Origin of the sequence: Paenilisteria riparia FSL S10-1204 (assembly GCF_000525995.1) — a bacterium.
Classification (GTDB): domain Bacteria; phylum Bacillota; class Bacilli; order Lactobacillales; family Listeriaceae; genus Listeria_A; species Listeria_A riparia.
Window position 1 is genome coordinate 18,690 of the sequence record NZ_AODL01000029.1, and the last position, 18,641, is coordinate 37,330.

At 38.8% G+C, this 18,641-nt stretch carries 13 protein-coding genes and 5 pseudogenes; 16 read left to right on the top strand and 2 right to left on the bottom strand.

Features of this window, described 5'->3' with window-relative positions; all coding sequences use genetic code 11:
- Window positions 1-28 precede the first annotated feature (28 nt).
- Entirely contained in the window at window positions 29-1,216 is a 1,188-nt protein-coding gene (locus PRIP_RS13470; RefSeq protein WP_036101682.1) for a PrsW family glutamic-type intramembrane protease, read from the bottom strand.
- A gap of 130 nt (window positions 1,217-1,346) precedes the next feature.
- Window positions 1,347-1,755 (bottom strand): annotated as a pseudogene (locus PRIP_RS13475) (helix-turn-helix domain-containing protein).
- Window positions 1,756-1,906: 151 nt separating this feature from the next.
- Here PRIP_RS13475 and PRIP_RS13480 point away from each other — a divergent pair.
- The 16 genes and pseudogenes from PRIP_RS13480 to PRIP_RS13555 all read left to right on the top strand — a co-directional run bounded on the left by PRIP_RS13480 (window position 1,907) and on the right by PRIP_RS13555 (window position 18,641).
- Window positions 1,907-2,119 carry a helix-turn-helix domain-containing protein gene (locus PRIP_RS13480; protein ID WP_036101684.1) on the top strand — a complete coding sequence of 71 codons (213 nt, stop codon included), beginning with the start codon at window positions 1,907-1,909 and terminating at the stop codon, window positions 2,117-2,119.
- A gap of 185 nt (window positions 2,120-2,304) precedes the next feature.
- On the top strand, window positions 2,305-3,255 hold the full coding sequence (locus PRIP_RS13485) for a hypothetical protein (protein ID WP_036101686.1): 951 nt from the start codon (window positions 2,305-2,307) through the stop codon (window positions 3,253-3,255).
- 118 nt (window positions 3,256-3,373) lie between these two features.
- Window positions 3,374-4,691, top strand: a pseudogene (gene tig / locus PRIP_RS13490) (trigger factor).
- Window positions 4,692-4,952: 261 nt separating this feature from the next.
- Window positions 4,953-6,221, top strand: coding sequence for an ATP-dependent protease ATP-binding subunit ClpX (gene clpX, locus PRIP_RS13495; RefSeq protein WP_036101688.1), 1,269 nt, complete (start codon window positions 4,953-4,955; stop codon window positions 6,219-6,221).
- Between the two features lie 204 nt (window positions 6,222-6,425).
- The gene (gene lepB / locus PRIP_RS13500; RefSeq protein WP_052008937.1) at window positions 6,426-7,025 is read left to right on the top strand and encodes a signal peptidase I; all 600 of its coding nucleotides are present in this window, start codon (window positions 6,426-6,428) and stop codon (window positions 7,023-7,025) included.
- 153 nt (window positions 7,026-7,178) lie between these two features.
- Window positions 7,179-7,718 (top strand): type I signal peptidase SipZ, encoded by a 540-nt coding sequence (gene sipZ / locus PRIP_RS13505; protein ID WP_036101690.1) that lies wholly within the window; start codon window positions 7,179-7,181, stop codon window positions 7,716-7,718.
- 12 nt (window positions 7,719-7,730) lie between these two features.
- Window positions 7,731-8,627 carry a ribosome biogenesis GTPase YlqF gene (ylqF, locus tag PRIP_RS13510; RefSeq protein WP_036101692.1) on the top strand — a complete coding sequence of 299 codons (897 nt, stop codon included), beginning with the start codon at window positions 7,731-7,733 and terminating at the stop codon, window positions 8,625-8,627.
- Window positions 8,602-9,381, top strand: a complete 780-nt coding sequence (locus PRIP_RS13515; RefSeq protein WP_036101694.1) for a ribonuclease HII — start codon at window positions 8,602-8,604, stop codon at window positions 9,379-9,381. The genes ylqF and PRIP_RS13515 overlap by 26 nt, the downstream gene beginning before the upstream one ends.
- Window positions 9,382-9,531: 150 nt before the next feature.
- Window positions 9,532-10,386, top strand: a complete 855-nt coding sequence (gene dprA / locus PRIP_RS13520; RefSeq protein WP_036101695.1) for a DNA-processing protein DprA — start codon at window positions 9,532-9,534, stop codon at window positions 10,384-10,386.
- 285 nt (window positions 10,387-10,671) lie between these two features.
- Window positions 10,672-12,750, top strand: coding sequence for a type I DNA topoisomerase (topA, locus tag PRIP_RS13525; protein ID WP_036101696.1), 2,079 nt, complete (start codon window positions 10,672-10,674; stop codon window positions 12,748-12,750).
- A gap of 59 nt (window positions 12,751-12,809) precedes the next feature.
- Complete coding sequence (trmFO, locus tag PRIP_RS13530; protein WP_036101698.1) at window positions 12,810-14,114, top strand: FADH(2)-oxidizing methylenetetrahydrofolate--tRNA-(uracil(54)-C(5))-methyltransferase TrmFO; 1,305 nt, start codon at window positions 12,810-12,812, stop codon at window positions 14,112-14,114.
- Window positions 14,115-14,369: 255 nt separating this feature from the next.
- Window positions 14,370-15,273, top strand: a pseudogene (xerC, locus tag PRIP_RS13535) (tyrosine recombinase XerC).
- A 26-nt stretch (window positions 15,274-15,299) separates the two neighbouring features.
- Window positions 15,300-15,828: pseudogene (gene hslV, locus PRIP_RS13540) on the top strand (HslVU peptidase proteolytic subunit).
- Window positions 15,829-15,851: 23 nt separating this feature from the next.
- Window positions 15,852-17,244: pseudogene (gene hslU / locus PRIP_RS13545) on the top strand (ATP-dependent protease ATPase subunit HslU).
- A 20-nt stretch (window positions 17,245-17,264) separates the two neighbouring features.
- Window positions 17,265-18,044, top strand: a complete 780-nt coding sequence (codY, locus tag PRIP_RS13550; protein ID WP_036101699.1) for a GTP-sensing pleiotropic transcriptional regulator CodY — start codon at window positions 17,265-17,267, stop codon at window positions 18,042-18,044.
- 177 nt (window positions 18,045-18,221) lie between these two features.
- A complete protein-coding gene (locus PRIP_RS13555) occupies window positions 18,222-18,641 on the top strand; it encodes an acyl-CoA thioesterase (protein ID WP_036101701.1) in 420 nt (139 codons plus the stop codon).

Here is an 18,641-nt window from a genome sequence, read left to right on the forward strand (position 1 = left end):
AAAAAAGATAAAATGGGTTGTATCTTGTTTAGTTCGTAGCTTTCTTACCAGAAATTTGGCGTAAACCTTTGTTGATAAGAGAGAAGATAACAATCCAAGCAACAATGATTAACAAGATTTGTTTAAATGCGATTTGCGGAAGTGGGTTCCAAGGGCAATCCCAAAGGAAGTGGAGGACAATGGGAATAATGAAAAGTCCAAAGAATTTGCCAGTAAAGATATGGCGCATTCCAAGTTTCGCATCAGAATCTTTCGCAATCATAAGCGCCGCACCGGAAATAGCAGCCCACACAACATGTCCACCAACGGATTGCCAGCCACGAGAGAAAATAATATTTAACATCGTGTTTCCAGCAAAGTGTAGGTTTTTGAATACAGCAGCAGCTTCGATACTATAGTTAAACGCGTAACCAAGTGATTCGAATGCCGCGAAACCAGCACCAACTGCCGCACCAATAAGTAAACCATTCAAAATATATTTTGGACGAAGAGCTACAATAAAGAGCGCAACGATTACCATTTTCCCAGTTTCTTCAATGATACCAACAAGGAATGCATTAAAGTAGTTCAATTTCCCAACAGGAATCACATCGTATAGGATTAATGTTGCAACAAGCGCTGCTACACCACCGATAAAGAACATTTTCAAAACATCAAAAAAACTAATATTTCGCGGTGCATTTACTTCAAAAAATAGTACGAGTACAGAGAATGGCACTGTAAAAGAACCAATAACCATCAAACCTGGGATGGTATTTGAATTCGCGAAGAAATAAGTACAAGCATAAAGTAATAAATAAGTAATTGCTAAAGCAAGGAATACACGTGAGAATAAGAATGGCCGCGTCCAAGAACCTGCAATATCTTTTTCCTCGGGTGTTGTGTAAATGGTACCTGCAATAAAGACTTTTTCGCTATCTGCTTTAGGATGTTTTTTGAAGACATCCGCAAATATATCACCTATGCCTAAATGTTGCATGCCATTTTTCTCATGGGGGCGATGGTTGGTTGGCTTGGTATGTAAATCTTTTTCATGAGTAGATTCTGTGTGATCATGAATCAGTGGCGTATCTTTCAATAATTGCCATTCGCTGTCTTCTGATTGTTTTACTTTCGTGTCTGGCGTCAGTTCCTTTCTCTTGTAGAGCGTTTTTAGTTCGTAATCTGTCAGTGGACCAATTGTCTTATTATTTTTTTGGAAATACCAATGAGACAATAGGATCGCCTCCCTTATTTATATTTATAGTCTTATACCCCTTTCCACTAAATGCACCATTTAAAACATAATTAAACTAAAAATATTAGGAAATTTAGATTATGTTATTTAAAAGGGAGGCGTATAAGTATTATTTACCTGCTTGTTCATTCAACTTGTGTGCCTGCTCTAGTACGAACTTCAGTGAGTCATCAATAAAAGTACCAACTTCTGGATTTAGAGGTGCGCCACTTAAAAGTAAATCATCATCGTAGCGCAACTTCTCCTGCACTTTTTCTAGTCTTTCATGCACATCGTTTTTCTTCACAATTGTACTAGGTTTGTAAGAAGATTCTTCGGCATACCCAATTAAGTAATCAACAGATACATCAAAAGTAGTCGCGATATGGCGTAACATGGTAATGTCTGGTTCACGAATACCATATTCCCAGTTGCCATACGTAGATGTAGCGTTTAATCCTAATCTTTTAGCGGTTTCAACTTTGGACCACCCTTTTTTTATTTCGTAAAATTGTAAGTCTACTGCTCAAACTTGACATATTATCACTCCTTTTAGAAAATATTATATCATAATGTACACGAAACAGCTAATATATTACACGAATTGAGTTTTATAGCGGTTGACACTATCGCAAAGAGTTGATATTATAGTATCTATAAACACAAATTGAGTAGAATGGAGCGATAGGTATGGTGTCAACGGCAGAGAAAAAGATTGATTGGGAGAAAGTAAGGAGCATGAGGGAATCTTTAGGCATCTCGCAAGCTTTTATTTCAAGACGTATGGGTTATAAGTACAGTTCCGGCTATTCTAACTTGGAAAAAGGGATGGTACGCTTATCTGCAGAAAAGGCGGCAATTTTAGCAGAAATTTTACACTGTAAGCAGGAAGATTTTTTTTGATTCCAATGCCCTCAAAGCGTGGCGATGTGCTACGCTTTTTCTTATGGTAACACAGATTGCTGAAAGAAAGTAATAAAAATGAAATAAAAAAGGGATGTTAACTACATAAGAATCGTGTATTATAGATATAATATATAGCTTTTTAAGGAATGCAACTGATAGTTTTATTGTGAGGAGTTTATGTGATGAAAGATTCAGAGTTTATTTTTCCAACACTTGTGGAAACATTTTTGAAAGAGGGTATTGCAGCAGTTCGTGAATCGGAAGTCGAAGAGGTACAGCGCTTTTTGGAACGGTCATACATAGAGCGACCTTGTAATGAGCAAGTGGTGTATGCTTTAGTGAAGTTTTATAACGCAGTAGCCGATTTTGCGAGCGCGAAAGAAATAGGACAGTCCTTTTTGATGATGGATGGGCATAACAAGAAAGTATTAGGCGAATTATCCGCTACCTTTTTGCAGTTGGATGATATGGAGACCTATTTTAGTTTAGTGAAACAACAGTTGGAAAAGGAATCGTTATTAGAGGAAACAGAACAGGTAGTTGCTACGCCAAATAATGTCGTTCAATTTCCTAAAAAAGTGTTGCCTAGACGAAAGATTGAACAATTTTCAAAGTGGAGTACGCCGGAACAACTGGAATTTTTGCAACAGGCGCGATTCCATGATGTAGAGTCGTATATTTTACCGTTCAAAACTTTTTTGGCCGATGCTACGACATCACCTTTTGTAAAATCGATGATATTTGAACTGTTACAAGAAAAAAGAGTGGACGCGATGTTTGTTGTTCGTAAAGCTGGCATGGATGACGTGTTCAATCCGAGCAAGGTTCCGATGCTAAGTCAAGATGACTTTACTGCACAATTAAGCGATGCTTTGACACGGCGTTTTGAGCATTCTAACCCGAGCTTTCTGGAGCAGTTACTTGTTATTGTGCAGCAACATCTGTTCATTATGTATCCATTTGCTTTTCCGTCTGAAGATATTACGCTTTGGAGTGAGGCATATAGCAAGTGGTTATCGCAATTATACGGGAACGAATGGCAAGATAATATCGATGTTAACCCTGAACAACTAATAGAAGCTTTGGCGTTTATTGAAAGAATGGAGCGGGTACAGCAAAATTATCTGCTTTAAGTGAAGGATTGTAGTTTTCAAGTCGCTAAGTTTTATGTTATTATGTATGAGTGTGACTGAAATAAGTATTGAGGAATCAAGACTAATAACCAGTAAATAGATGTATGGAGGGAATACCATGTCAGTGAAATGGGAAAAAGCAGAAGGTAATGTAGGAACATTAACTTTCGAAATGAGTCAAGAACAAGTAAAAACAGGATTGGATAAAGCATTCCAAAAAGTTCGTAAAAATCTAAACGTACCAGGTTTCCGTAAAGGAAAAGTGCCGCGTCAAATTTTCAACCAACGTTTTGGCGAAGAGGCTTTATATCAAGATGCATTAGATATCTTGCTACCAGAAGTGTACGCTGCAGCAATTGAAGAGTCAGGTATTGATCCAGTGGATAACCCACAAATCAATGTAGAATCAATGGAAAAAGGCGAAACTTGGGTATTAACAGCGCAAGTAACTGTTAGACCAGAAGTGAAACTTGGCGACTACAAAGGTTTAGAAGTAGAGGCTCGTGATGCTAAGTTAACAGATGAGGAAGTCGAAACAGAGCTTAAAAACATGCAAGAACGTCAAGCGGAACTTGTTGTACGTGAAGATGCTCCAGCAGAAGATGGAGACACAGTGATTCTTGACTTTGAGGGCTTCAAAGATGGCGTTGCATTTGAAGGTGGACAAGCGGTCAATCATTCATTAGAACTTGGTTCAGGTTCATTCATCCCTGGCTTCGAAGAACAAGTTGTTGGTCTAAAAGCTGGTGAAGAAAAAGATATCGAATTAACATTCCCAGAAGAATATCACGCAGAAGAGCTTGCAGGTCAAGACGTAGTGTTCAAGATTAAAGTGCACGAAGTGAAGACAAAAGAAGTTCCAGAACTAGATGATGAACTTGCAAAAGACATCGATGAAGAAGTGGAAACTCTTGCTGAACTGAAAGAAAAAGTAACAAAAACGCTTACAAGAAGCAAAAGAGGACAGCGTGTCACAAGCGAAACAAAACGACGCTATTGCTAAAGCGGTAGAAAATGCCGAAGTGGATATTCCACACGCAATGGTACACCATGAAGCAGATCATATGATGAATCACTTTGCGCAAGACTTGCAAGCACAAGGATTAACTCCAGAACTTTACTACCAGTTCACAGGTCAAACAGAAGAAGCAATGCACGCACAAATGGAAAAAGACGCTGAAACACGCGTAAAAACAAACCTAGTTTTGGAAGCAATTGCTGAAGCTGAAGGCATTGTGCCAACAGAGGCAGATATTGAAGAAGAAGTGAAAACATTAGCTGATAAATACAGCATGGAAGTAGATGCAGTACGCGCTGCACTAGGTGATATGAACGAATTGAAATCAGACCTTAAAATCCGCAAAGCAATTGATCTTTTAGTTGAAAGTGCAAAAGAAGTTGCCCCTAAAGAAGTAAAAGAAGAAGATGCGGAATAAAGAAAGCGTAATAATTCATTGAAATGTATGAGGCGGGAGGCATGAGTTCGACTTGTGCTTTCCGTCTTTTATTTTTGATGTCATAATAAGGAGCCTTTAGCTGAAATTAGAGCTCCAAATAGAAGTGAACCATACAATCACGTAATCCATCAATAGCTCTTAATAGCATTTCTCACAGACTAATGATATGATGAAAAGACATAAGCTTGTTTTACGAAGGCAGGATGCTTATGAAACACTTAAATAGAAGGGGTGAAAACCTTGTTCAAATTTAATGACGAAAAAGGACAATTGAAATGTTCTTTTTGTGGCAAAACACAAGACCAAGTGCGCAAATTAGTTGCAGGACCTGGCGTGTATATTTGTGACGAGTGTATCGAACTATGTAACGAAATTATCGAAGAAGAATTGAATGTGTCGGAATTTGTAGACTTTGGCGATGTGCCTAAGCCTCAAGAGATTCGCCGCATTTTAAGCGACTACGTTATTGGCCAAGATCGTGCAAAGAAAGCCTTAGCAGTAGCGGTTTATAATCACTATAAGCGTATCAATTCCAATGAAAAAAACGAGAAATCAGAAGAAGCAGTAGAACTTTCAAAAAGTAACATTTGTCTTATCGGACCAACTGGTAGTGGTAAAACTCTGCTAGCACAAACATTGGCTCGCTTGCTAAATGTTCCATTTGCGATTGCAGATGCGACTAGTTTAACAGAAGCTGGCTATGTTGGGGAAGACGTGGAAAATATTTTGCTAAAACTGATTCAAGCTGCTGATTTTGACGTCGAACGTGCCGAAAAAGGCATTATCTACATTGATGAAATCGATAAAGTAGCACGCAAATCAGAAAACCCATCTATTACGCGTGATGTTTCTGGTGAAGGTGTGCAACAAGCCTTACTGAAAATTTTAGAGGGTACTGTAGCAAGCGTTCCTCCACAAGGTGGGCGTAAGCATCCACATCAAGAATTCATTCAAATCGATACAGGAAATATCTTGTTTATCGTTGGTGGAGCATTTGATGGTATCGAACAAATTGTTAAGAATCGCCTTGGCGAGAAAGTTATCGGTTTTGGTACAGAGAATGAACAACTAAGAGAAAATGAAACCTATCTTTCTAAAGTGGTTCCAGAAGACTTGTTAAAATTCGGTTTAATCCCCGAGTTCATTGGTCGTCTGCCTGTCATTGCGACATTGGAGCAACTGGATGAAGAAACTTTGATTTCGATTTTAACAGAACCAAAGAATGCACTAGTGAAGCAATACACAAAAATGTTAGCGTTGGATGATGTAGAATTAGAATTCCAGCCAGAAGCATTGTCAGAAATCGCTAAAGAAGCGATTGCCCGTAAAACAGGAGCACGTGGTTTGCGTTCGATTATTGAGCATATCATGCTAGAAGTCATGTTTGAAATTCCATCACGTGATGATATTAAGAAATGTATTATTACAAAAGAAGCTGTTACAGGGGATGCAGAACCTCAACTTCAATTAGAAGATGGCTCCGTAATCCCAATTAAAACTTCTGCATAATAAATTAGAAAGCGCTGTGTCCATTTATTGGATGTTGGCGTTTTTCTTTTGTATAATGGGGTAAACAGTGGTTAGGATAGATATTTTTTATTAGAAATGGATTAGAATTACTACTGCTCAGCATTTTATACTGTTTTTTTAGAAGGATTTCATGCTATACTTAAAGCTGTGTTTAGTAGTAATTGTAGAGAGGAACTAGAGGATATGGATAGTGAGACTAATGAGACTAAAAAAAATGGTCGTGGCAAAGGAAAAGCGATATGGGGATGGGTTCAAGTAATCCTGATTGCGGTTATTCTCTCCATGGCACTCCGCTATTTTGTAATTTCACCTGTTACAGTTTTTGGAGATTCGATGTACCCGACGTTGCACGATGGTGAGCACTTATTTATTAATAAAGTAACAGGGCCAGATCGATTTGATATTATTGTATTCCCGGCACCAGATGAGAAAGATACGGAATATATTAAGCGTGTTATTGGATTACCAGGTGATACAGTAGAGTATAAACAAGACCAATTGTATATTAACGGCAAGAAATATGATGAGCCATACTTAGATTCAGAGAAAAAAGATTTAACAAATGGTTATTTAACAACACTAAACGATGGTGCACAAGGGAATCCGAACTTTTCACTTGCGACAATTCCAGCGTGTGGCGGTGCAACAAAGGTTCCTAAAGGCAAATTATTTGTTCTAGGGGATAATCGTCCAATTAGTAAGGATAGCCGCTATATTGGCTTTATAGACGAGGATAAAGTACTGGGTAAAGTCATCTCGTTTGGAAAATCATTGCAAAAATAAAAAAGGTGTGGTAGGCAAGACAACTGTTTTGTTTACCACTTTCTTAAAAAGTCGGTTTGTACAATAGTGTACAAGCTTTTTTTATGTATGGAATTAGTGTATACTTAACGATATGTACCTTGAGAATAGCTAGAGATGTAGGGGAGATGCCAGTTGAAAGAAAAGAGTTTAAAACGATTATGGAGTTGGACATGGGCGATTGTACTAGGCCTTTTTTTGACCTTAATTATTCGTTTTTATTTGTTTGTTCCGATAATGATAGATGGTTCGTCAATGATGCCGACGTTGCACGATGGAGATCGTGTGATTATTAACCGTTTTGGCAATGTGAATCGGTTTGATGTCGTTATTTTTAAAGATGAGGATAGGGAATATGTGAAACGTGTGGTTGGGCTTCCTGGGGATACAATTACATACAAGAACGATGAGTTATTCATAAATGGGAAAAAACAGGATGAGCCGTACTTAGATAGCTACAAAGCACAGTTACAAGATGGCTTGTTGACTGATGATTTTAGTACTGGCGAAATGATTCCAGGCGGCGTTGTGCCAAAAGGAACAGTGTTTGTATTAGGCGATAATCGGCGCGCAAGCAAGGATAGCCGTATTATGGGGCCTATTCCAGAATCAAAAATTATTGGAACAACCCCGCTCTGCTATTGGCCATTAGAGCATGCAAAGTTTATTAATTAGAAGGAGTTTATTATGACAATACAATGGTTTCCGGGTCACATGGCAAAGGCCCGTCGTGAAGTAACAGAAAAATTGAAGTTGGTAGATGTAATATTTGAGTTGGTTGATGCAAGAATTCCGTATTCTTCGTCGAATCCGATGTTAGAAGAAATTATTCATCAAAAGAAGCGTGTTATTATATTGAATAAAGCGGATACAGCAGATGAAAAGATGACGCAAGAGTGGATTGAACACTTTGCTGATCGAGGCTTGCTTGCAGTGGCTGTTAACTCTCAAGAAGGTAAAGGCATGCACAAAATCGAACGTGCTGCAGAAGCTTTGATGGCAGAGAAATTCGAGCGTCAACGTAGTCGTGGTATGAAACCGAGAGCGATTCGAGCAATGATTTTAGGTATCCCAAACGTCGGGAAATCTACGCTAATTAATCGCTTAGTCAAGAAGAATATTGCAAAAACAGGAAATAAGCCTGGTGTAACGAAGGCGCAGCAATGGATTAAAGTTGGTAAAACTTTGGAGTTGCTAGATACTCCAGGGATTTTGTGGCCTAAGTTTGAAGATCAACGAGTTGGCTATAAACTAGCATTAACTGGTGCGATTAAAGATGATTTACTGCATATGGAAGAAATCGCTGGTTTTGGATTACGCTTTTTGGAAGAGCATTATCCAGAGAAACTGCAGAATTGGTTACAAATTGACAATCTGCCAGAAGATATGACTGAAATTTTGGCGTTAGTAGCAGAAAGGCGTGGGATTTTTGATAGATATCGTGATCCAGATTATTCTCGTGCTGCAGAATTGCTAGTACGAGAGATGCGACAAGAGAAAATGGGGCGTGTGTCTTTTGATTTCCCTGATGATTTGTTAGCAGTGGAGGACGAGTTAGATGGCAGAAACAATAGCAAAAATTAAGGAAAAATTGCAGACCGTTTATACAGAGGAGGATCCGTTTTTTCAAGCCTGTTTATTGGATGAAAGAAAAGGCGTCCAACGTTTGATAGCATCATTTCAGCGGGAACAGCTAAGACAACGAGCTTTACTAGAGCAACTTGAGCTAATGAAAAAGTATGAAAAAGAGGCGCGATTACAAGGATTTCAGATGATTGCAGGGATTGATGAAGTTGGGCGTGGTCCTCTTGCAGGTCCAGTTGTTGCAGCAGCTGTAATTTTACCAGAAAATTTTAGCGTTGTAGGTGTTAATGATTCGAAACAGTTAAGTGGGGCAAAACGTGATGAGTTATTCGCTACGATTATGGACACCGCTGTCGCTGTAGGAATCGGAGTGCAGTCGCATGAAGTTATAGATAAGGTAAATATTTATGAGGCGACAAAATTAGCGATGCGCGAAGCTATCGATAACCTTGATGTGCCACCAGATTTTTGTTTGATAGATGCGATGCCGTTAAAGTACTGCAAAAATGAGTTATCTCTGATTAAAGGGGATAGCAAGAGTATTTCAATTGCAGCAGCTTCTATTGTTGCGAAAGTGACGCGTGACAGAATGATGTTGGCTTATGATAAATCTTTTCCTGGTTATGGCTTTTCGCAAAATATGGGATATGGAACGAAAAAGCATTTAAAAGGATTGGAAAGTAAAGGCGTTTGTCCGATTCATCGGCTGACTTTTGCACCAGTTAAAAATATTTTTTTAGCCGATGAATCATAATCAAAAAGTAATATCGTGATATAAAATAATCTTTTGTTTAAAAAAGATACATTTTATACTTTCGATATTGCTTTTTTATTTGTTTTGAGACAATTTACAAAAGAAGAAATAGCAGTTAAAATGGGGAAAACTTAGAGGAGTTGACAGTATATGAGGTATTGGCTATTGCATATGAAATATTGCCCATCGCTATCAATCAAGCAGTTAGGTCAGTTGTTTAGGGAAGTTGAATCGGAAGTGAAGGAGTGGTCAGCGGATGAAATAGCGATTTATTTAGGAATGAAAGATAGCCAACATGAACGTTTCAAGCGAGAATTTTATACTTTTGAACTTGAAACAGTTTTGGATGAGTTAACGCAATGCAATATCGATTTTATTACGTATAAAGATGAGGATTATCCAAAGCTATTATTTCAGTTGTATGATCCGCCATTATTGCTATTTTTAAAAGGAAGAAGAAGCTTGCTTTCGGAAGAGAAGTTGGCTATTGTTGGGACGCGTAAGATGACGAATTACGGCAAACAAGTGCTGAGGCGATTAATTCCACCCCTTTGTAAAGCCTCTTATACGATTGTTAGTGGTTTAGCCTTAGGTGTAGATGCGGAGGCCCATCGAGAGGCGCTAAATGTCGGTGGAAACACGATTGCAGTAATCGGGAGTGGTTTTTTACAATTTTATCCTATTGATAATAAACAATTGTTTGAGCAGATCGTGTCTAATGGCTTAGTTATTAGCGAATATGCGCCAAATGTGACTGCAAGAAAGTGGCATTTTCCAGAACGGAATAGATTAATAAGTGGTTTATCTCTGGGAACCGTTATTGTGCAGGCGGAGAAAAGAAGCGGTTCGCTAATTACAGCAGATGCATCTTTAAACCAGAATCGGGAAGTCTTTGCAGTTCCTGGAGATATTCTGCATGCTTGCTCAGAAGGAACGAATAAGCTAATCCAAGAAGGAGCAAAATTAGTTATGGATGCAACGGATATAATAGAAGAAATAGGTTGAACAGTATAAATTTCTACTTTTTAAGTGATTAAGCTTGCATTTCTCACCTATTTGATATAAGTTGGCTAAAGAATCATCATTATCTGACACATAGATGTAGTGGCAGAAGTAAAAATGGTTTGACAAATAGCACAACTAAGGATAACATTTACTACTGATTACAAGTTTAATTTTGTAATTCAGAGTTGGAGACTATTTAGAAAACGGAAGCTGAATGCCAATATAAGTAAATACGGCGCGCTCCGCTGTCTTAAATGCGTATCCCAAATTAGGGAGGAATGAACAATGGCTGATTATTTAGTAATAGTAGAATCACCTGCAAAAGCAAAGACAATTGAGAAATATCTTGGAAAGAAATATAAAGTAAAAGCGTCCATGGGGCATATTCGTGATTTACCAAAAAGCCAGATGGGGGTCGATACAGAAAATAATTTTGAACCGCGCTATATTACAATTCGCGGAAAAGGTCCTATTTTAAAAGAATTGAAACAAGCAGCTAAGAAAGTGAAGAAAGTCTACCTTGCAGCCGATCCAGATCGCGAGGGTGAAGCAATTGCTTGGCACCTTGCGAATAGCTTAGGCTTAGACCAAACAGACGATCTTCGCGTTGTTTTCAATGAAATCACAAAAGATGCTGTAAAAGAATCATTTAAGCATCCGCGTAAAATCGATATGGATTTAGTGGATGCACAACAAGCACGCCGTATATTAGACCGTCTTGTTGGCTACAATATTAGTCCTATTCTATGGAAGAAAGTAAAAAAAGGACTGAGTGCGGGACGCGTGCAATCAGTGGCTTTGAAATTAGTTATAGATCGTGAAAATGAGATTAAGGCCTTCATTCCAGAAGAGTATTGGACTATTGATGGAAACTTCAAAAAAGGTAAGAAAGAATTCCAAGCGAATTTTTATGGTATGAATGGTAAAAAGAAAAAGCTTTCCAATGTAGATGATGTGAAGGAAGTAATGTCAACAATTAAAGGCAAGCAGTTTGAAGTCATAGATGTTGTAAAAAAAGAACGCCTGCGTAATCCAGCGGCACCATTTACGACATCATCACTACAACAGGAAGCGGCACGTAAGTTGAATTTCCGTACGCGTAAGACAATGATGTTAGCCCAACAACTGTATGAAGGGATTGCGCTAGGTCGGCAAGGAACGGTAGGTTTAATCACTTATATGCGTACCGATTCTACGCGTATTTCAGATACAGCGACACAAGAAGCAGCAACTTTTATTAATGAGAATTATGGAAAAGAGTTTGCGCGCGCTAATAAGCGTAATGACAAGAAGGCCAAAGGTGCGCAAGATGCCCATGAAGCTATTCGTCCAACAAGTGCAATGCGTTCGCCACAAGAAGTGAAAGAATATCTTGGTCGTGATCAATTACGATTGTATCGCCTTATTTGGGAACGATTTATCGCAAGTCAAATGGCTCCAGCTGTTTTGGATACTATGCGGGTGGACCTAGACAACAATGGCGTCATGTTTCGTGCGAATGGTTCGAAAATCAAATTCGCTGGATTTATGAAAGTCTATGTTGAAAGTAACGATGACAACAAAGAGGAAAAAGAAAATATTTTGCCCGACCTTAAAAAAGGTGATAAAGTAGAGTCGCAATCCTTAGAACAGCGCCAACATTTCACGCAGCCACCACCACGTTTTACAGAGGCACGGTTAGTAAAGACACTTGAAGAAATTGGTATTGGAAGGCCCTCTACGTATTCACCAACCTTAGATACGATTCAAAGAAGGAACTATGTGTCACTAGACAATAAGCGTTTTGTGCCAACTGAGTTAGGCGAAATTGTTCATGAACTTATTCGCGATTATTTCCCTGAAATTTTAGATGTGCAATTTACAGCAAACATGGAAGCAGAACTTGATGAAGTAGAACATGGCGATATGCAATGGGTCAAAGTCATCGATCAATTTTATCAAGGCTTTGAAAAGAATGTAGAGCGTGCAGATAAAGAGATGGAAAAAATCGAGATTAAAGATGAGCCGGCAGGAATTGATTGTGATCTTTGTGGTGCGCCAATGGTATTCAAAATGGGGAAATACGGTAAGTTTTTAGCTTGTAGTAGGTTCCCGGATTGTCGTAATACAAAGCCAATTGTGAAAGAAATTGGTGTAACATGTCCGAAATGTAACGAAGGACAGGTAATCGAACGTAAGAGTAAGAAGAAACGGATATTCTATGGTTGTGATCGTTATCCAGCGTGTGATTATGTTTCGTGGGACAAACCTATTTCGCGACCATGTCCGAAGTGCAGCAAAAAAGCGTTAGTTGAGAAGAAACTGAAAAAAGGCGTGCAGGTTCAATGTACGCATTGTGATTATAAAGAGGAGCCACAACAATAAGAACCTTTGGAATAGTGGAACTTATTGTGCGTTGCTAGTGTACTGAACAGGAGGATATAATGGAAAAGAAAGTTAATGTAATTGGGGCTGGTCTTGCTGGAAGTGAGGCAGCATGGCAACTGGCCAAACGCGGGATTAAAGTAGACTTATATGAAATGAGGCCGGTAAAGCAAACACCTGCCCATCATACTGACAAATTTGCAGAATTAGTTTGTAGTAACTCGTTGCGTGCTAATGGCATGACGAACGCTGTAGGTGTTATTAAAGAAGAAATGCGTTTGTTAGACTCGATTATTATTGAAGCGGCAGACAAGGCCTCTGTTCCTGCAGGTGGTGCTTTAGCGGTTGATCGTCATGAATTTTCTGGATATGTTACAGAGAAAGTCAAAGAACATCCGAATGTAACGGTTCATCATGAGGAAATTACAGAGATACCTGAAGGGCCAACAATTATTGCTACAGGGCCACTAACAAGCGAAGCTTTAGCTGGGAAAATTAAAGAGCTAACTGGTGAAGAATATCTTTATTTCTATGATGCTGCTGCACCAATTATCGAGCAAGACAGTATTGATATGGAGAAAGTGTATTTGAAATCGAGATATGATAAAGGAGAAGCGGCTTACCTTAACTGCCCAATGACAGAAGAAGAGTTTAATGCATTTCATGAAGCGCTAGTAACAGCTGAAACAGCAGAGTTAAAAGAATTTGAAAAAGAAATCTTTTTTGAAGGTTGTATGCCCATTGAAGTTATGGCCAAACGCGGGATTAAGACGATGCTGTTTGGACCTATGAAACCTGTTGGCTTAGAAGATCCCAAAACTGGTAAACGTCCGTACGCTGTTTTGCAATTGCGTCAGGATGATGCTGCAGGAACATTGTATAATATGGTCGGCTTTCAAACGCATTTAAAATGGGGTGATCAAAAACGAGTATTCCAAATGATTCCTGGATTAGAGAATGCAGAGATTGTCCGTTATGGTGTGATGCATCGGAATACTTTTATTAATTCACCAAAAGTCTTATTGCCAACATATCAATTAAAAGAGCGTCAAGACTTATTCTTTGCTGGACAAATGACGGGGGTTGAAGGCTATGTAGAATCAGCTGCAAGTGGATTAGTAGCAGGAATTAATGCTGCTCGTCTTGTATTAGGTGAGTCGCTACTCGTCTTCCCGCCAGAAACAGCAATCGGTAGTATGGCATACTATATTACCAATACGAATATGAAGACATTTCAGCCTATGAACGTGAACTTTGGTTTGTTCCCAGACTTACCGCAACGTATTCGCGGCAAACAAGAAAGAAATGAACAACATGCTAATCGCGCCATTGAAGCGGTAAAACAAGTAATTCCTACCTTATAGAAATTGACAATACGGCTTTATGTGTGACATGGAGTCGTATTGTTACGTGTTTTGTACTATAAAGTGAAGTAGTAGCGATAGAATCTGAAGAAACTGAAAAATTAACTATTTGTGGAAACCGCTTCTCCTTGACGTTTGTCCGTTTAATTTGCACTTTCTAGGTTCAATTCGAAAGGTTGCGAAAAATGTATAAAATTATTGCAACATCACACCATGTGTGTTACGATTGACTTGTTTGAGAGGTGTGTAGATGTGATGACAGGGCGGAATTGGGAGCAAGAGTTTAGCAATTATTTATGCACTGAACGCAATTATTCAGAACATACTAATATTAACTATCTTCACGACATTCAAGACTTTCATCAATTTATGATAGAAGAAGCTATCGCAACATTTATGGATGTGACATATGCTGATGTGAGATTGTATTTGACATATTTACGCAAAAGGGAATTTGCTCGCACAACCGTAGCTAGGAAAATTTCAAGTTTGCGCAGTTTTTATGCCTTTTTATTGCGAGAAAACGTAATGGCAGAAAACCCTTTTGTAACAGTATCGCATACGAAGAAGCAGTTACGTTTGCCAAAATTTTTTTTATTCACAAGAGATGGAAGCTTTGTTTGATGTTGTATATGCTAGTAATGACCCGTTAATTTTACGTGATAGAGTCTTACTAGAAATACTTTATGCAACTGGGATTCGTGTGAGCGAATGCGCTGGTATTTTATTGCCTGATATTGATCAATCCTACCAAGCTATTTTAATTAGGGGAAAAGGGAATAAGGAAAGATACGTTCCCTTTGGTGCTTTTGCGTTGGATGCTGTGAATGATTATACAATTGGTAGCCGTAATGTGCTAATGGAACACCATCAAAAAGAGCATAACTATTTATTGATAAACCACTATGGAGATCCACTAACCCCAAGGGGCATTCGTTATTGTTTAAGCAAGGTCATCGAGAAAGCTGCGCTGACAAGGAAAATTCACCCACATATGTTGCGCCATACATTTGCGACGGATTTATTAAATAATGGTGCTGATATGCGGACTGTTCAAGAATTATTGGGACACGCAAGCCTTTCTTCCACACAAATCTATACACATGTAACGAAAGAACATTTAAAGGATATGTATATGAAACATCATCCGAGAGCTTAATTTTTTAAGAATGGAGGCATATGTAAATGACAACGATATTTGCGATTCGTCATAATGGGAAATCTGCAATGGCAGGCGATGGTCAAGTAACACTTGGTAATTCTGTCGTGATGAAACATACTGCGAAAAAAAGTAAGACGCCTTTTTCATGATAAAGTAGTGGCGGGATTTGCTGGTTCTGTAGCAGATGCTTTTACGCTATTTGAGAAATTTGAAGGCAAATTAAATGAGTATAATGGAAATTTAGAGCGTGCGGCAGTTGAACTCGCGAAACAGTGGCGTAGTGACAGTGTGTTGCGTAAGCTAGAAGCAATGCTTATCGTGATGAACGATGAGAAGTTGTTGTTAGTATCAGGAACTGGAGAGGTTATTGAACCGGATGATGGCATTTTGGCAATAGGTTCCGGTGGCAATTATGCGCTTGCGGCTGGTCGGGCGATGAAAAGATTTAACGATGATAATTTAGAGGCAAAGGACATTGCTAAGAATGCGCTGGATATTGCATCAGAAATCTGCGTATTTACGAATGACAATATTATCGTAGAACAATTGTAAAGGAGTGGATCGATTTGTCAAATATGAATTTAACACCACGCCAAATCGTTGAAAAGCTAGATCAATACATCATCGGGCAAACTGGTGCTAAGAAATCGGTAGCCGTTGCGTTAAGAAATCGATATCGTCGTTCATTGATGTCAGATGATATACGCGATGAAGTAATTCCTAAGAATATTTTGATGATTGGACCAACAGGTGTCGGAAAAACTGAAATTGCTCGCCGTATTGCCAAAATTGTTCGCGCACCATTTTCTAAAGTAGAAGCAACGAAATTTACGGAAGTCGGCTATGTTGGACGTGATGTAGAATCGATGGTACGTGATTTAGTGGAGGTGTCTGTTCGGCTTGTAAAAGAAGAAAAGATGCAACTCGTTCGTGTGAAAGCAGAAGAAAATGCAGAGAAGCGTCTTGTGAAGCTACTTGCACCAAACAAGAAAAAGCAAAAACAAAACATCGCAAAACCCTTTAGAAATGCTATTTGGTGGTGGAAATCAACAGCAAGAAGAAGAGACAGAGCCAGAAGATGATACAGTACGTTCGAAACGTAGCCAAATCGAATGGCAATTAAAAAACGGGGATTTAGATAATGATTATGTCACCGTTGAAGTCAAAGAACAGCAAAGTCCAATGGCTGATATGTTCCGAGGTACAGGTATGGATCAGATGGGCGGGATGCAAGACGCGTTTTCAGGTTTGTTCCCGGCTAAAACGAAGAAGCGTAAAGTGACAGTGAAAGAAGCACGGAAAGTATTGTTCGAAGATGAAGCATCGAAATTAATCGATCAAGATGAAGTGTCGTCAGAAGCTATTTTGCGAGCAGAACAAATGGGAATTATCTTTATTGATGAAATAGACAAAATTGCAAGTGGCGGACAAGGCGGGGGAAATGCTCAAGTTTCGCGTGAAGGCGTTCAAAGAGATATTTTACCTATTGTTGAGGGCTCACAAATTGCAACAAAATACGGAACTGTAAATACGGAATATATTTTATTCATTGCGGCTGGAGCTTTTCATATGTCTAAGCCATCAGATCTTATTCCTGAATTACAAGGCCGTTTTCCAATTCGGATTGAGTTAGATAAGTTATCCCAAGAAGATTTCGTTAAGATATTGACGGAGCCGGATAATGCGCTAATTAAACAATATAAAGCACTAATGAAGACAGAAGATATTGAACTTGTTTTTACGAAGGAAGCCGTGGAACGATTAGCTGAGATTGCTTTCCATGTTAACCAAGAGACGGACAATATCGGTGCTAGAAGATTGCATACTATCTTGGAGAAGCTACTAGAAGATTTGCTTTTTGAAGCGCCTGAGATTACACTTGAATCAGTCACTGTAACAGAAAGTTATGTAAATGACAAATTAGCTACGATTATGAAGGATAAAGATTTAACGCAATTCATATTATAAAAATTTTAGGAGGACTAATAATGAATTTATTAGCAAAAACAAGAAAAATTAACGCTATGTTGCAAAATGCAGCAGGTAAAACGGTTAACTTCAAAGAAATGGCAGATACATTAGCTGATGTTATCGAAGCAAATACCTATGTAGTAAGCCGTAAAGGAAAACTTTTAGGTTATTCTGAAGTATTGCCCATCGAAAATGCACGTATGAAACAAATGTTAGTAGAGCGACAATTTCCTGAGGAGTACACAAACAGCCTATTTAATGTGAATGAAACATCTTCAAACTTAGAGGTGTCTAGTCAATACACAGCCTTCCCAATCGAAAATAGCGACTTATTCGTTAAGGGCTTAACGACAATAGTTCCTATCGTAGGTGGTGGTGAGCGTCTTGGTACATTGATTCTTTCTCGTTTAGAAAATGATTTTACAGATGAAGATTTGCTGCTTGCAGAATATGGTGGAACAGTTGTCGGCATGGAAATTTTACATGAAAAAGCGGAAGAAATCGAAGAAGAAGCTCGTAGTCGTGCGGTTGTTCAAATGGCAATCAGCTCGTTATCTTACAGTGAGTTAGAAGCAATTGAACACATTTTTGATGAGTTGAACGGCAAAGAAGGTTTGCTTGTAGCATCAAAAATTGCTGACCGTGTTGGTATTACACGCTCTGTAATCGTTAATGCATTGCGTAAACTAGAAAGTGCTGGCGTTATCGATTCTCGTTCGCTAGGTATGAAAGGGACATTTATTCGTGTTTTGAATGATAAATTCCTAGTAGAATTAGAAAAACTAAAAAATCATTAATTAAAGAATAAAAACGAGGTTGGGACAAAACTCAAAATAAAGCAAAACCGCCGAGCCATTCTTTGGGTAAGACGAAAAATTTTGCTTTACATAAATCGAGCGCTTGTAGCCGATTTATCTGGGTGATGTCCCAGACTCGTTTTTTTCATGGTAGAATTAGTATAGGGAGGGATGCTTGTGAAGTATCAGGAGTCGACGATTGTCGTGCGTTATGCAGAGACGGATCAGATGGGGATTGTATATCATGCAAATTATCTGGTTTGGATGGAGATTGGTCGTACCGAGTTTTTAGAGAGTATAGGATTGCGGTATTTTGATATGGAGCAAGAGGGCTATATTTCGCCAGTATTGGATGTGCATATTTCGTATAAGCAGGCGATGAAATATGGGCAAACAGCGGTCGTGAAAACGTGGATTAAGTCTTATGATGGTTTTCGAGTTGTTTATGGGTATGAAATTCGGCAGCAGGACGGCGAGCAATTACATATAGCTGGTGAAACAGAGCATATAGCGGTTCGTAAAGACGATTTCAAACCGGTAAGTATGCGCCGAACATTTCCAGAATGGCATGAAGCGTATTTAGAAGCAATGAAGTAG

What these genes read in the sequence shown, in the direction of transcription:
- dprA (WP_036101695.1), top strand. Translation starts at nt 9,532, where the DNA reads ATGAGGTATTGGCTATTGCATATGAAATATTGCCCATCGCTATCAATC.
- topA (WP_036101696.1), top strand. Translation starts at nt 10,672, where the DNA reads ATGGCTGATTATTTAGTAATAGTAGAATCACCTGCAAAAGCAAAGACA.
- PRIP_RS13480 (WP_036101684.1), top strand. Translation starts at nt 1,907, where the DNA reads ATGGTGTCAACGGCAGAGAAAAAGATTGATTGGGAGAAAGTAAGGAGC.
- PRIP_RS13515 (WP_036101694.1), top strand. Translation starts at nt 8,602, where the DNA reads ATGGCAGAAACAATAGCAAAAATTAAGGAAAAATTGCAGACCGTTTAT.
- ylqF (WP_036101692.1), top strand. Translation starts at nt 7,731, where the DNA reads ATGACAATACAATGGTTTCCGGGTCACATGGCAAAGGCCCGTCGTGAA.
- lepB (WP_052008937.1), top strand. Translation starts at nt 6,426, where the DNA reads ATGGATAGTGAGACTAATGAGACTAAAAAAAATGGTCGTGGCAAAGGA.
- PRIP_RS13485 (WP_036101686.1), top strand. Translation starts at nt 2,305, where the DNA reads ATGAAAGATTCAGAGTTTATTTTTCCAACACTTGTGGAAACATTTTTG.
- trmFO (WP_036101698.1), top strand. Translation starts at nt 12,810, where the DNA reads ATGGAAAAGAAAGTTAATGTAATTGGGGCTGGTCTTGCTGGAAGTGAG.
- codY (WP_036101699.1), top strand. Translation starts at nt 17,265, where the DNA reads ATGAATTTATTAGCAAAAACAAGAAAAATTAACGCTATGTTGCAAAAT.